The following is a 12,535-nucleotide window of genomic DNA, read 5'->3' on the forward strand; positions in this document are numbered from 1 at the left end:
CCGCTTCACTGTTGCGCCAATCGAAGTACATCCCCCCCGGCAAACGCTCCCAAGAACAAGCTGGCGATGGTCAGTGGCCAGTCGCGTTCACCGCGACGCCTACCGGACGGCTGTTCGGAAAGGTGAAGGCGTTTCGATGAGGGCCACCGTAGGCACGGCCCGCGCGAACAAAATCCTGCTCCATCCTCAAAGGCACACGGTGGAATTTCCTCCGCGCCAAAAAAAAAAGAGTGTCATGCACTCTGGACTCGCGCGCCGGCAAGAAGCCAGCGCGCGTTTCTACTCGTAGGATGGCGGTGATCAGCGATCCTCCTGCCACCCGTTATCGGTCTTCACCATCGCGATCTTGCCGGTAAAGCTCTCCTCGATTGAGTCGGCATACTGCTCGACAGGCTCGTCGCCGTTAAAGAAGTTGTGGAGCAGCGGTGCACCGACGTTCGGGCAGGCCTTGCGCATGTTCCGCTCCATTGCCGCCTTCGCAGTCCGAGGCGCACTGTTGACCAGTTGATCGCCACCAAGCAGCAATGGCATGACCTGCTGGTACTTGGCCCACCCGTCCTGGTGCTGCACTTCGTAGGCAGCCGAGTCAGAGCCGGGGTTCGCGCTTCTCCAGGCCTGTTCGTCAGCCTTCCACGCGTTTTCGACTTCATGGGCGTGCGCGAGCTGGCTTTTGAGGTTTTCGACCTCCTGGGCATATTTCTCGCCTGCGTATGCCTTGATGTCTGATGTTGGACGCATGGCGATGGAATACTTCACATCGACCAGGTATCTGTTGTCGCCCTGTGCCGTTCCATTGACCTTCTCGAAATGACGGATTGAGAGATTCTCGCAGCCAGCGAGCGAAGCCTTGATCACGGCTTTTGCTTCAGCTTCGGATGGCCCTTTCGAGCATGCAGCAGTCGCCATCGTCGCGACGAGCAGGAGAGTGATGGCGGGAAGACGGTTGTATTGGTTCATGATGGTTCTATTGAGAGGAAACAAGAATTGCGCCGATGAAGGATGCGAGGAAACGTTCGTCGTCGGCGACGGCCTCGGGGCGTAGCTAACGCTGGTTCGGTCGAGCGCAGTAGCCCGTGGTGTGCAGGCTTGGCGAGCCACAGTAGGGCAGAGAGACTGAATGCCGGTCAGTGCATCGTCTGCACCGACCGGCCTTGCTTCAAGAGAGATGTACTTACGGGTTCAGCGTGATGCCGATGGCTTTGGCCGCTGCATGCATCGAAGCCGCGACCAGATCCGATTGCGCTGCTGTCAGCAGCTCGTAGGTCTGGGGTACGGATGCCGGGAACAGGTAGCCCATGGCCGCTTTGCCAGCGATGAGGGCCACCATCAGATTGCCGCCGCTGGCGATGGCACCCTTCACCGTCGGGTTGATATCCAAAGCCGTAGCCGACTTCGGCAGGCTGATGACCATCAGGTTGTTGTTACGCGGATAGACGCTCCACGTGCCTTGAACGGGCAGCGACACCTTGCTGTAGTCGCAGCCCGACTTGCCGCTCGCTGCCAGTTGCACCACACCGCCCGCTTGGATGTTCAGCACGATGCAGGAACGCGCCTGGACGTTGGGCGACACGTCGGCGGATTTACCGACGACTTGCGAGACATCGGTCAGCGACACCATCGGCGACGGATCACCTAGGGTGAGCACGGCGGTGGACGGGGCATTGTCCGGCGTGACAAATATGCCCGCGTTGAATACGTCAGCTCCGTTCACCCACTCCGGCCCCCAGCCACCGGTCGTGACGATAGCCTGGTCGTGGGCATGCTGAAGGGTGGCGTAGACGGCCGTCGAACCGGGATCGAAGACACCGCCCATGGCTTGGCGGATGGCGTTGGTCGGCGGCACGATCAGGCTGCTGGACACCGGCTGATTGCTCACATCCACTTGCGACAGCGAGATCGTCACAGCGTCGTTGGTCAGCAGATCGGTGGCGCTGATCTTGCCGCTCGACGAAGTCACCGTGTAGCCCGGGTGCAGTTGGTCGCTGGAGAGGAATGCCGACAACGATCCGTCGGCCTTCATCACGTAGCCACCGGAGAGCGGCATCACGTATGACAGCGGGTTGCTCAGGCCAGCCCCCGTGATGTACGAGTCGAACATGCCGACTTGCGGCGCGTTGACCCAGCCACCTTGGTGCAATTGCCGCGGCACCGTGAGCGACCCACCGCTCAGGGTGTACGCGCCCCGCACCGGCACACCAACTGCGTCTTGCAGGCCATAGTGCGAGAACGGCGTGCCACCGCTGCCGAGATAGCCTTCCATCGCATAGAGCGGTTGGGCCAGTGCCGTCGCGGGATCAACGGGCGTGCCGTTGGCTGCCGCTTGCAGCGCCACCGACGAGGCCGTCACCGCCGCTGGAGAGCCGGTAGCCACCACGGCGTTCAGCACGTTGGCCGCAGCCGTGGCGGTCGTGCCGCCGTAGGCCTGCAGCACACCGACCGTCTGCGAAGCGAGCGTTGCCACCGGAGCGTTGCCAGCAGCGATGTAGTCGCCGTTGACATCAGCACCGCTGGCGAGCGCCTGCACCGTCGCCGTGGCATCGGCTTGCGACTTGCCTGCCACCATCTGCGCAACCACCATCGACGTGAGCGGGGTGATGTTCTGGTTGGCCCCCGCCACGATGGCCGACAGCAGGAAGCCCTGATGGAAGGTCGTGTTCGTCGTGGTATCAACGTTGCCGGCCTGCACGACGGCAAGCAGGTGCTTGCCCGTCATGTCGCCCGATACGTTCAGCGTGTAGTTGCCATTGATGTCCGTCACCGCCTCCGGCAGCGTCGGATCGCAGGTGCCGTGACCGTTGTCGAAGCAAACCTTCGCACCGCTCAGGTAACCATCAATGGCCTTGCCGGTGAGCTGCTGGCTTGCGGCTGTAGGCGGGGTTGAGCCCGAAGTGGTGGAAACGCCGTCGCCGCCTCCGCCGCAGGCTGCCAGGGTGGCCGCCATCATGACGCTGAGGACGAGTTGACTCCCCCCTACGTAGATATTCTTCAATTTGAGCTTCCTTTGTTGGTGTTGTTGGAATGCATGCCCCGCAAGCAAACCTGGGCTCGCTTTGTCGTGTCTACTCGACAATCCGAGGCGTGACGAAACCCCTCTGACACGCCGGGTTATCGGCAATTGGTCGGAAGATTGTAGAGTATAAGCAGCATTATTTGCTGTGTTTACAGCGTCGTGAATCAGTCAGCAGGTAGGCATCCTGCTCGCCATGACTGCCAAGCGAGCCACCCCCTCCACCCGTCCGGCCCCGATCTCGGTGGCGCTGGGCAAACGTATCAAGCAGTGCCGCCACGCTGCGGACAAGTCACAGGAAACGTTGGCGTTCGAGGCGCACGTCGACCGGACCTACATTTCGTCCATCGAGCGCGGCATTGCCAACCCGTCGGTCGAGACGCTGGCGAACATCTGCTATTGCCTGGGCGTGACGCTCTCCGAGCTGTTTGCGCCGTTGGATGGCGTGTCGCTCAAGCCCACGGGGCACCGGCGCGTGAACGCCGCCACACCGCCCGAGATCAAGCGCAGCCGCCTGCGGTAGCTACGGGGGCAGCCGGATCGACACGGCGCCATCCACCGTTACGCGCTGGGTTGCGGTAGCGGTGAGCAGCGGCGGGCGCTTGACGGTCTCCAGGCGGGCGTTGAAGCTGGCCAGCCCAGGCTCGGGTTCAGCGGGATCGAGCAGCAGCAGGGCGTGGGGCGTGAAACGGCGATGGGACTGCCGGCCCTCGATGCCCACCGCCAGCGCTGCATGGGTTCGCTGCCGGGTGCGCAGCGCTACGATGACCGGCCAGCCTTTGGACAGTTCCCGCACGCAGAAGCGCTGCACGGCAGAGTCGTTGCCCTCTGCGGTGACGGGCCGCACGCCGCAGTTCAGTTCCCAGATGAAAGACGCCAGTTCCGAGAGCGTCAGCCCGTGCAGGTAGTGCGGCCAGGCGCGGTCCCAGAAACGGGCTTCGGGGCCGTTTGCATGCTGGCGGACTTGGACCGGATCGGAAAGCTTGCCCAGCAGCGCGAGTGCCATGGCGGTGCAGTGCAACGGGCTGCCACCGTCCCAATCCCCTTGACGGCTCAAGAGCGGCTTGCCGGAATGCGCCGAGGTGAGTTGCCGTCCGGGCCGCAGGGCGGGGTGGAGTTTCAGGACCAGAGCGTCCATTAATAGTCCTCGGGCAGCAGCACTGTGGTGAGCACTCGGTCGGCCTCGGTGATGATCCACACCTTCTGCCCTGTGGGTAGCAGGTAGCTGGAGACCACGCGCTGGCCGGTGTTGACCGCCAGCACGTTCTGCAAGCGGTCTGCCTCGCACAGCTCGCCCCAGTCGCCACGGGCATGGCGGTTGAGCAGCAGGTAGACCGATACACCAGCCTCGGATAAAGCGGCAACCGCAGCCGGCGTTGCCACCAGTTGCCCGAGCGGCAGGCGCGGTGGAAGCAATGCGGGTAAAGAGGGTTCCGTCATAGCGAACTCCTAAAAATGGACGAGCGCAAGCCTCCAGCGGAGGCGGATGCAGGGTCGTCGGGGTCAAAGGGAAAGAAGTCGGACGCAGGACGCAGGACGCGCCGGGGGACTGCAAGGATGGCGCGCGAAACTATTGCGCTGCCGAAGCGAGCGCGTTGTCGGCTGGGGCACAGGCGCCACCCGTGAGCGCGCAGCGTCTCCATCGGTGGGGCGGCACGCCTGCATGCGCACGCCGGTTCTGTTGACCTTCGCACATGGCGCCGCCTGCGTGGCGGTTCAGCAGGTACGGCTGGGGGTGGCAGGTTGCGGTAGTCATGGTGTTCTCCTGGGAAAGGACGAGCGCGAGCCTCCGGCGCAGCCGGTGCGGGGTCGTCGGTGGAAAGGGAAAGCCGGACGCAGGACGCGCCCAGGGAATTACCGCGCTTGGGAAGGCAGTGCGTTGGGGTAGTGCTTCGCCAAAATCAAGTTCATCTTGTCCACCAGATCCGGGCGTTTGAAGTGCAGATGCCCATTGCCGTTCTTGAACCAGCGCAGGCTGAAGTAGTCATGCTCCGCGTGCGTGAGCCGATGAGATTGCGAATGCGACACGAAGGCGTACACCCCCAGCCGGTGATCGGGCTCAGGCTTGCCATCCAGAACGCAGAAGGCACGGATCAGGTCGTCCAGCTCATTGGTGACGCGGTGATTGAGGAAGCCGTCCCTGAGCAGGGCGCGCACGATGATCTTGGCGCCGAACTTGAAGGGCGTGTGGCGCTTGTAGTCCCAGGACAGTCGCCGGAAGCACTCGAGCACACCGCGCTCGAACATCTCGCCACGCGCGCCGTAGAGCTGAGCGAACGTGGCTTCGATGTTGGCAACGGTCAGTTCGGGCACCTCGCCCTCGGCAATCTGGTGGCTCCATTGCTCACGGGCCTTCGCGTCCATGAAGGTGCGTAGACCCGATTCGGTGAGCAGGTAGTCCCAGCCGCGTATGTCGACGATACGGACAATGGCACCTTCGGCTTCGTCGCGTTTCGCATAGTCTCCGGTAATGGTCGGTCGGCCACGGCAGCCATAGCTTTCATCAAGGACAAGCCTCGGAAAGCCCAGGTGGGCGGAGCGTGCGAGTTGTTCGGCCTCCGCGAGAAGGTCCAGCGCTGTACGGATGCGCTCGACCACGGCGGCGCGCTGGTTGGCAAGGTTGGCAATGCTGATGCTGGGGACGAGTTCGGTGGTGGTTTGCATGGGGCATGTTCTCAAGTCGTGAGTGGCGTTCATCGGTCCTGGCCTGGTGCGACGTATTCCAGGCAAATGGGGCGGTGGGTCATCGTTCGGCAATGTCTTCGACGTCGTACCCATCGTGGGTGATGTCCACCACAACGGGATGCCCGCTGACGCTGTCGAAGGGGCTGATTTCGAAGTGGCAGCCATTGCCAGCCGCAAAGTGCGCCTCGGCCTCGTTGGCCCACGCGCACAACATCGAATCTGTGAAGTGGTCGCGCCCCCGCTTGTGATACTCGCCGAGCGCCTCGGCAATCTGGTTCACGCCGTTTGCGTTGAGGAAGGCAATCCGCATTCAGTTCTCCTCGGACGCCCTGCGGTGATTGCCCTCGGAGAACACCACCGCGTCCGGATGCAGGTAGGCCAGCAGCCGATACCACCAGGGAGGAGCTTCACAGACCCGGTGCCAGTCACCCGTGCCATCGTTGTCGCTGACGTGGACCTCGATGCAGCGCTCACAGGCGAGCATGTCCGCCACCAGCCCATCCTCGCGGCCGTAGCGGTGTGCCACGATGAACAGGTGCGATAGATCCAGCGCGTACGGCACGCCCGATGCGAAGACCGTGCGGTATTCCTCCCAGGTCGACACCAGTTGCGCGCCGTGCCGGTCGGGATAGAGCCCTTCGACGGCCACCGGGCAGCCGAACAGGTCGGCGCAGCGGCGGGCGTTGTCCAGCACCTGGGCGAGCGTCGCATGACGCCGGTCTCCCGCATGCGCGCTGTAGGCGGGAGCGCTCAGCCGTTGGCTGATGCGGGCCGCTTGCTCGAACCAGTCGAGATCGGCATCGAAGGTGGACAGGTCTGCCAGGCGGTGCCGGGGCAGGACCCGCACGTTGGCGTGCAGGCGGAACTGGATTGCCGGAAAGGCTGCCCGCAGGGCGTCCGCATAGCCATCATCGAGCCGTCCAACTGTCTGCGGCACGAGCTGCACGTGTTCCGTGCAGAGCGTGCCGAACAACGGTTCGGTATGGGTGCGGGCCAACACTTCGGGCACGCGGGCGTAATCCAGCCCGGGCCAACTGGCGAGCGAAAGACACGTTTTCATAGGTCGGTCTCCGTGTGGGTCGATTCGACGTAGAAATCGCGGTGCGCCATGCAGACGGTGCCGGCAGCCACGTCGAAGGTGATCTCCCCCTCGCCACCATCGTTGTCCTCGAAGCCCGGGTGATAGCGGTCAAGCGCACGATCGGCGAAGGCATCCAGCGCGTCGCGTAGGCTCAGTTCGCCCATGGATTGCGTGCTTTGCCACTGGCCGTTGACGTAGCGGCCGTCCTCCCGCAGGACGCTGACGGCTTGGTCTCCATGGACCTCTTGACCTCCGGTGTCGAGGATCTGGATGGCGTTGGCGTTACCACTGTCGCCAAAGCCGGAGTAGGTGATGACGGCGTAAGCGGCACCGGCTGCACGCAAGGCGTCGAGCAAGACGGTACGGTTATGCGACAGGACGGGATCGGGTTTCGGGGTGTCGAACATGATGGGGACTCCAGGTGGAAGACGTGCTGGCGCCTCCGGGGCAACCGGATCGAGGCACGTCGAGTGGGAAACAACGAGAAGACGACAGCCGGGCAGATCCCGGCTTTATGCCGTTGGGGCGAACGCGCTGCGGGCATCCGTGGCGCAGGGGATGGAGGCTTCGTCCCACAGAAGCTGCGCGGCCGTCAGCGAGCACAGATCGCGTAGTTCGCCTGCGCGCCGCACCTCACCCAGCGTGGTGGTGACCGTCGAGCTGGCAATTGCACCGAGTGCAGCCGCAATCCGGCGGGCACACGCCAATTGCCACAGGTGTGCACCGGGGATGTCGCTGAGCTGGATCGTGACGCGCACGGTGTCCGGCAGCAGCGGGGCCGACTGGCAGGTGTCCCGGAAGCGCCGAATCAGGCCGGCAGCAACACCGGTGCGCCGCAACTCCAGCGGGTAGACGTACTGGCTCAGGAAGTGCCCCACGGCGCGGTACTCCCAGCCGAGGACAGCCAAGGGTGCATCGTCGAATTTGCCGATGCGTAGATCCTGATCCAGTGCCCACACCGCGTAGACGGGCGCCACAACCGGCTCCCGGGTACTTGGGGGCGCCAAGTCCGGTACAGCAGGCCCCTGCGCGTGCTCCACGCGTATGGCCCGCCAGGGCGACACCGGCCCGTTTGCGCCATGTAGCGCTAGTACCAGATCGAGATCGGCGTACAGCTCCAGCGTGATGGCGTTCCCCGCACGGAAGGTGTCCGCCAGATCCGGGCGTCCTTGCCCGGCCAGCACGAGCGCGACCTTCTCCCGGTACTGCGCGTTCTCGTCGTCATGCGAGAACGGCAGCGAGGGCTCTACCCGAACGGTGACATCCGGCATGGTGAGCGGGGTTCGTAAGGCACGCTGCCAGCGCGGAATGAACGTCTCTGGCAGAAGGCCACGCCCGCGCCCCTGGAGCGACCCGCCCTCGCAGGCGGCGGCGCCCTGGAAGATTCGGCGAAGCACCTGCTGGTAGGAACCGATGGCGACGCAGGACCAGTGGGGCTCGTGCGGATAGAGATTCTTCTCGTACGTGTTCTCGAACAGAAAGTAGACGACAGACCCATCGGGGCGGCGCAAGGCCGCCGTTTTGAGGTCAACGAGGACGGTGGCACCCATTAGGGGCTCCTAAGGTGTAAGGGCGTGCGCCAGCCTCCGGGCCAACCGGAACCGAGCACACCACTGTGGATGGGAAAGACAACAACAGAAATGCCGGGCGCCGAGCCCGGCGTTATGCCGCTGAGGCCAGTGCAGCGAGCTGGCGGCGCAGGGCGATGGCCCGCGCCTGGGAGCAGCCAAGACGCTGGCGGATGCCGTTGACGGTCGGGCGCAGTTGGCCGGTGGCGATGGCCTGCATGAGTTGCGTCACGTCAGGGTCGTGCGACGCGCCTGCCGGGTTCCGCGTGACCGAATCGTCGTGTGGAACGTGACTGCCCGTCGTCTCGTCGGTACCAGGCATGACGGCCGTGACTGGGGGCTCAGTCACATCAGTCGCGCTCGCGACCGCTGCGGGTAACGGCTCCAGCGGGGCGACGACTGGGGCATGACTGAGCGCGACGGGCGCCTGCGAACGCTGGCGCGACACCAGTGTCAGCGTCCAAAGCAGACAGGCCACACCTTCCAAAACCGCAGCGAAGGCGAGCGCCGTCAGGAGCTCAACACGCACCACCGTCGTGCCCAGTAGCGCGGCGAGTCGCGCCGTGACGGGGTCGGTGAGTCGCGCGTCGCGCTGAGTCGTCGCACGGTCGCGTTCGGCCATCTGGCGTCGCACGTCTTCCGCTTCAGCGTCCAGCGCAGCGAGTCTGGCCGTCAGCGTGACGCGACGCGCTTCCAGCGTCGTACAGTTGCCCGAACAGCGCTGCGCCGTGATCGTCGTCAGTCGTGCGGTGATGTCAGCCCGTTCCGCCATGATCGCCGTGAGACTGCGACCGGCCGCCGCCGGCTCCGGAACGGGCGCCGTCAATATCCGCGACTCCCCGGCATGCCGCTGGGCCAGGACGAAGAAGGTCGCGTGACCCAGGCACGCCGCCGCCATGCAGGCGAGCCACAGGACAGCCGCTACGGCGCGCACGCCAATCGACGCGTCCCGCACCAGCGCCGGCAGCAGGTGGGCGCAGGCGACCAGCACGACCCCGATCGCCACCCACACCAGCCGTTCGGCAAGCGTGCCGCCGCGCTGCCAGCCGGCCAGGACCGACAGGCAGAGCGCGGTGCCGGTCGCCGCGATCGCCAGCGTCCAGCAGGCGCCCCGGTTCATGCGGCCGAACCGCCCAGCAAGGCCGCCTTACGCGTGAGCTTGTCGCGCAGGGTGGGGGCGGGGCCGGGCGTCTCATTAGCGGCTGCGTCCGAACCGGGCTGCGGATCGCCCTGCGCTGGCTCCGGATAGAACTCCTCGGCCACCGCTGCCGCTTCCTCCGCGCTGTCCTCGAACGCCCCGTTGGCAAAGCCTGCCCGGGCGGTTGCATCCAACGCCGCCTGATCGAAGCCGGCCGCCTTGCGACGTGCATCCAGCTCGCGCGCCTCGGCAATGGTGGCTTCCAGCGTCGTGCCTTCCCGGACCGCCAGGTCGACGTAGTAGATCGGTGCCCGCCAGCTCTGCGTGGTCGATTTGCCCCGCAGCACCAACCTGAGCGACAGGCAGGCCAGCAGATTGCCCGACACGGCGCTGAAGTAGTGCAGCCGTGCCGCCAGGGTGCGAATCGAATTCCACGATGTCGTTCTGGCGATGAAACTGCCCATCTCGTCTTCATCCCCGACAAGGACATTGAGTCGCCCGTATGGCTTGCAGCCGCTCGGCCCCCCGAACTGGCACCCTTCCGGCGAAGGGCAGGGCAGGATGGCAATGCCGCCTTCCTCCACGCGTTTGCAGCGTTCGCCATTGCCGACACAGACCGGCCGTCCCGTCTCGCGGTCGAACAGCGTGTAGTCGGCTCGCAGGTTCAGATCCGGGTCGTTGAAGAGCATGCGCACCGGGATCGATCGTAGCTTGCCCGGATTGGCTTTGCGCAGCGATTCGTTGAGCGGGTGCAAGATCCACTCGCCGCGTTGTTGCACCTGGGTAGTTAACGTGAACTGGTCGTCCTTCTCGGGCAGGCGCTTACCGTTCTTCTCAACCACACGGCCAATGGTGATGCGGCCTATGACGGGTGGCGTGATCATCAAACCTTTCAACATAGGGGGACTCCACTAGGGATAGATGAGGAAGCGGCGGGAGCCTGCTTTGGGGATGGTGTACTGCTGGGCAAGCTCGGGGTGGTCGGCCAGGAGCCGTTCCACGTCAGTGGTGGAACCGTCCTTGCTGCGCCGATACGTGACTTCGCCGGTCTCGAAAAGCGCGCATGACGCTTCACCCATGGCGGACTGGATCGTTTGCTTGAGCTTGGCGGCAGCGACCTCCTGCGCCTCGATCTGCTCGCGCACGCTGACCAGATCAGCGAACACCGCACTCAAGTGCCGATCGTCCGAGAAATCCACCGTGCCGCCGCTGTCGCGCGGATACAGAACGCGTAGCGCCCGGTCAGCCGATTCGGAACCGTCTCCGGGTGGTGGCGTGTCGGTTTGCACATAGCGCCAGAACTCAGCTTCCAGCGGAATGAGCCCGGCGATGAGTTCGTCATCGCGCTCGATGCGGTGCACGGCCAACTGCTGTCCGCACAGCAACACGGCCACATCAGCAGCTTGCTTGCCGGATACCGCGAGCTGATGTTGAACCTGCAGGACCACGTACTCCGGGACGCCATCCTGCCAATGACGCGCACCGAATAGGCCCGCCGTCTTGCACTCCAGGATCTGCACACCGGGCACGCCAATGACTTCCCGATCCAGATTCGCCAGCATGAAGGGAATGGTGGGGTGCCGCAGCACCGCATTGACCTTGCGGACACGGTGACCGGTTTGCTTGCAGTACGCAGCGGCCACGATGGGCTCTAGAAGAGTTCCCCAGTACACGGGCTCGGTGGTGTCATTTGGGTCGGGCTTGGGTAGCTCGGCCCCCCTGCCGGTCTTCTCCATCCATAACTCCAGCCGGCTCTTGTAGGGGTTCAGGCCAACCGCCGCAGCGGCATCCGATCCGCCGATGCCAGTCCTGCGTACGGCCAGCCAGTCTTCACGCGGCAAGTCCTTGGTTTGCACCAGGCGCAGTGCCGGACGATGCCGGCTGCGCCTCGTTGTTTCAGACAGGGTCATGCTGACCTCCAAAAAGACGAAGGCCCGGTGAGCGCACTCGACCGGGCCGGAAGATTGAGAAAGGAGAAACGGCGGACAGCTACACCACGAGCCGAAGGGCTTCATCCCACGCTTTCTGCTTGATGGCAGCGCCTTGGCCGAACCAGGCCGCATCACGGCGGTGATCGTCGCTGCGGGCGCGGCGATGGTGATCCGTGTATTCCGTGATGGCATTCAGCAAGCCCCAAGCGGTGCCGGAGGCCGAGGGCAACTGCGCCCCTTTGCCGCGACCTGAGTAAAGCTGCTCGACGGCCTTGATCGCGCGTTCGTTGACCGCCAGCGCTGCGCGGTCGGTGGATTGGGTGGCGGGATAGGTCAGCACGCGCCGGAAGAACGCTTCCGCAGCCGCATCGGTGACCTTGCGCTCGGCCAGCGCCTTGGTACGGGCCATGAAGGCATCCCACGACGAGACCGCAATACCGAGCTGGCGTTTGACCGCCTGGGCGTTGAACTGGCTGCGGTGCGGCACCTTGACGGCATCGGCGCCGTTGCCCAGAGCGATCTGAAGCGTGTTGTTGCAAACTACGCGCACCGACGTGAATTGCGCGGTGGTGGCGAGCGTTCCATCGCAGGCCGTGGCGAGCAGCAGGTAGCCATTGATCGTGTCCTTGCCCTTGAGCGTGCCGGTCTGGCCCGTCTTGGCGAGCGCCCAGAACTTGCGGCCTTCCTTGAGCACGCCAGCGGTTTCCAGTTCGAAGCCACCAACTTCTGTTAGGTCCCGGTAGAACTCCAGAATTTCGGACGGCTGCACGACCTGGTACCGAGCAGACACAACGGACAAAGGCATCCTCGAATCACTGCGATAGAGGACTTTCTGCTCGGGAAACGCGTGGATCGAGCCGAGGTTCTTGTGACCCGCCGCGACGTAACGCACTTCGGATTCTTCGATGCGCCAGTTCATACCGGCACGTTCGGCCCAGACCTGGACGGGTTCATTGGGTGCGAGCTTGTTACCGAGACCGTGCCACGGTTGCTGGCCGACATAGGCCATGGAGGAAACGAGATGCATGGTTGTCAACAACACTCTAGGAGTGACCCACCCGAGAGGGGATGCAACACTTTGGAAGTGACCCACCGGGTCACCGAACATGATGGCCATCACCGAGA

At 64.3% G+C, this 12,535-nt stretch carries 15 protein-coding genes; 1 reads left to right on the forward strand and 14 read right to left on the reverse strand.

Features of this window, described 5'->3' with window-relative positions:
- Positions 1-300 precede the first annotated feature (300 nt).
- Positions 301-957: a hypothetical protein gene (locus ABIC76_RS17490; RefSeq protein ID WP_354534700.1), complete on the reverse strand. Its 657-nt coding sequence runs from the start codon at positions 955-957 to the stop codon at positions 301-303.
- A gap of 214 nt (positions 958-1,171) precedes the next feature.
- Positions 1,172-2,989, reverse strand: a complete 1,818-nt coding sequence (locus ABIC76_RS17495; RefSeq protein WP_354534701.1) for a hypothetical protein — start codon at positions 2,987-2,989, stop codon at positions 1,172-1,174.
- A 202-nt stretch (positions 2,990-3,191) separates the two neighbouring features.
- Here ABIC76_RS17495 and ABIC76_RS17500 point away from each other — a divergent pair, with 202 nt between their 5' ends.
- On the forward strand, positions 3,192-3,530 hold the full coding sequence (locus ABIC76_RS17500; RefSeq protein WP_502947866.1) for a helix-turn-helix domain-containing protein: 339 nt from the start codon (positions 3,192-3,194) through the stop codon (positions 3,528-3,530).
- Here the strand turns inward: ABIC76_RS17500 and ABIC76_RS17505 are convergent, their stop codons facing one another.
- The 12 genes from ABIC76_RS17505 to ABIC76_RS17560 all read right to left on the reverse strand — a co-directional run bounded on the left by ABIC76_RS17505 (position 3,531) and on the right by ABIC76_RS17560 (position 12,437).
- The gene (locus tag ABIC76_RS17505; protein ID WP_354534703.1) at positions 3,531-4,064 is read right to left on the reverse strand and encodes a hypothetical protein; all 534 of its coding nucleotides are present in this window, start codon (positions 4,062-4,064) and stop codon (positions 3,531-3,533) included.
- Positions 4,065-4,144: 80 nt separating this feature from the next.
- The gene (locus ABIC76_RS17510; RefSeq protein ID WP_354534704.1) at positions 4,145-4,447 is read right to left on the reverse strand and encodes a hypothetical protein; all 303 of its coding nucleotides are present in this window, start codon (positions 4,445-4,447) and stop codon (positions 4,145-4,147) included.
- Between the two features lie 130 nt (positions 4,448-4,577).
- Positions 4,578-4,763 (reverse strand): hypothetical protein, encoded by a 186-nt coding sequence (locus tag ABIC76_RS17515; protein WP_354534705.1) that lies wholly within the window; start codon positions 4,761-4,763, stop codon positions 4,578-4,580.
- 98 nt (positions 4,764-4,861) lie between these two features.
- Positions 4,862-5,671, reverse strand: coding sequence for a DUF4942 domain-containing protein (locus tag ABIC76_RS17520; RefSeq protein WP_354534706.1), 810 nt, complete (start codon positions 5,669-5,671; stop codon positions 4,862-4,864).
- 79 nt (positions 5,672-5,750) lie between these two features.
- The gene (locus ABIC76_RS17525; protein ID WP_354534707.1) at positions 5,751-6,002 is read right to left on the reverse strand and encodes a hypothetical protein; all 252 of its coding nucleotides are present in this window, start codon (positions 6,000-6,002) and stop codon (positions 5,751-5,753) included.
- A complete protein-coding gene (locus ABIC76_RS17530) occupies positions 6,003-6,752 on the reverse strand; it encodes an IolE/MocC family protein (protein WP_354534708.1) in 750 nt (249 codons plus the stop codon).
- Entirely contained in the window at positions 6,749-7,180 is a 432-nt protein-coding gene (locus ABIC76_RS17535) for a DUF6878 family protein (RefSeq protein WP_354534709.1), read from the reverse strand. The genes ABIC76_RS17530 and ABIC76_RS17535 overlap by 4 nt, the downstream gene beginning before the upstream one ends.
- Positions 7,181-7,285: 105 nt before the next feature.
- Entirely contained in the window at positions 7,286-8,323 is a 1,038-nt protein-coding gene (locus ABIC76_RS17540) for a hypothetical protein (protein WP_354534710.1), read from the reverse strand.
- Between the two features lie 112 nt (positions 8,324-8,435).
- The gene (locus tag ABIC76_RS17545; protein ID WP_354534711.1) at positions 8,436-9,461 is read right to left on the reverse strand and encodes a hypothetical protein; all 1,026 of its coding nucleotides are present in this window, start codon (positions 9,459-9,461) and stop codon (positions 8,436-8,438) included.
- Positions 9,458-10,378, reverse strand: a complete 921-nt coding sequence (locus ABIC76_RS17550) for a recombination directionality factor (protein ID WP_354534712.1) — start codon at positions 10,376-10,378, stop codon at positions 9,458-9,460. The genes ABIC76_RS17545 and ABIC76_RS17550 overlap by 4 nt, the downstream gene beginning before the upstream one ends.
- 12 nt (positions 10,379-10,390) lie before the next feature.
- Entirely contained in the window at positions 10,391-11,389 is a 999-nt protein-coding gene (locus tag ABIC76_RS17555) for a YqaJ viral recombinase family nuclease (RefSeq protein ID WP_354534713.1), read from the reverse strand.
- A 79-nt stretch (positions 11,390-11,468) separates the two neighbouring features.
- Positions 11,469-12,437: a DUF932 domain-containing protein gene (locus ABIC76_RS17560; RefSeq protein WP_354534735.1), complete on the reverse strand. Its 969-nt coding sequence runs from the start codon at positions 12,435-12,437 to the stop codon at positions 11,469-11,471.
- Positions 12,438-12,535 lie beyond the last annotated feature (98 nt).

The organism is Ralstonia sp. 1138 (assembly GCF_040544795.1).
GTDB classification, from domain to species: domain Bacteria; phylum Pseudomonadota; class Gammaproteobacteria; order Burkholderiales; family Burkholderiaceae; genus Ralstonia; species Ralstonia flatus.

What these genes read in the sequence shown, in the direction of transcription:
- ABIC76_RS17510 (WP_354534704.1), bottom strand. Translation starts at nt 4,447, where the DNA reads ATGACGGAACCCTCTTTACCCGCATTGCTTCCACCGCGCCTGCCGCTC.
- ABIC76_RS17540 (WP_354534710.1), bottom strand. Translation starts at nt 8,323, where the DNA reads ATGGGTGCCACCGTCCTCGTTGACCTCAAAACGGCGGCCTTGCGCCGC.
- ABIC76_RS17515 (WP_354534705.1), bottom strand. Translation starts at nt 4,763, where the DNA reads ATGACTACCGCAACCTGCCACCCCCAGCCGTACCTGCTGAACCGCCAC.
- ABIC76_RS17535 (WP_354534709.1), bottom strand. Translation starts at nt 7,180, where the DNA reads ATGTTCGACACCCCGAAACCCGATCCCGTCCTGTCGCATAACCGTACC.
- ABIC76_RS17555 (WP_354534713.1), bottom strand. Translation starts at nt 11,389, where the DNA reads ATGACCCTGTCTGAAACAACGAGGCGCAGCCGGCATCGTCCGGCACTG.
- ABIC76_RS17545 (WP_354534711.1), bottom strand. Translation starts at nt 9,461, where the DNA reads ATGAACCGGGGCGCCTGCTGGACGCTGGCGATCGCGGCGACCGGCACC.
- ABIC76_RS17525 (WP_354534707.1), bottom strand. Translation starts at nt 6,002, where the DNA reads ATGCGGATTGCCTTCCTCAACGCAAACGGCGTGAACCAGATTGCCGAG.
- ABIC76_RS17530 (WP_354534708.1), bottom strand. Translation starts at nt 6,752, where the DNA reads ATGAAAACGTGTCTTTCGCTCGCCAGTTGGCCCGGGCTGGATTACGCC.
- ABIC76_RS17520 (WP_354534706.1), bottom strand. Translation starts at nt 5,671, where the DNA reads ATGCAAACCACCACCGAACTCGTCCCCAGCATCAGCATTGCCAACCTT.
- ABIC76_RS17560 (WP_354534735.1), bottom strand. Translation starts at nt 12,437, where the DNA reads ATGCATCTCGTTTCCTCCATGGCCTATGTCGGCCAGCAACCGTGGCAC.
- ABIC76_RS17550 (WP_354534712.1), bottom strand. Translation starts at nt 10,378, where the DNA reads ATGTTGAAAGGTTTGATGATCACGCCACCCGTCATAGGCCGCATCACC.
- ABIC76_RS17490 (WP_354534700.1), bottom strand. Translation starts at nt 957, where the DNA reads ATGAACCAATACAACCGTCTTCCCGCCATCACTCTCCTGCTCGTCGCG.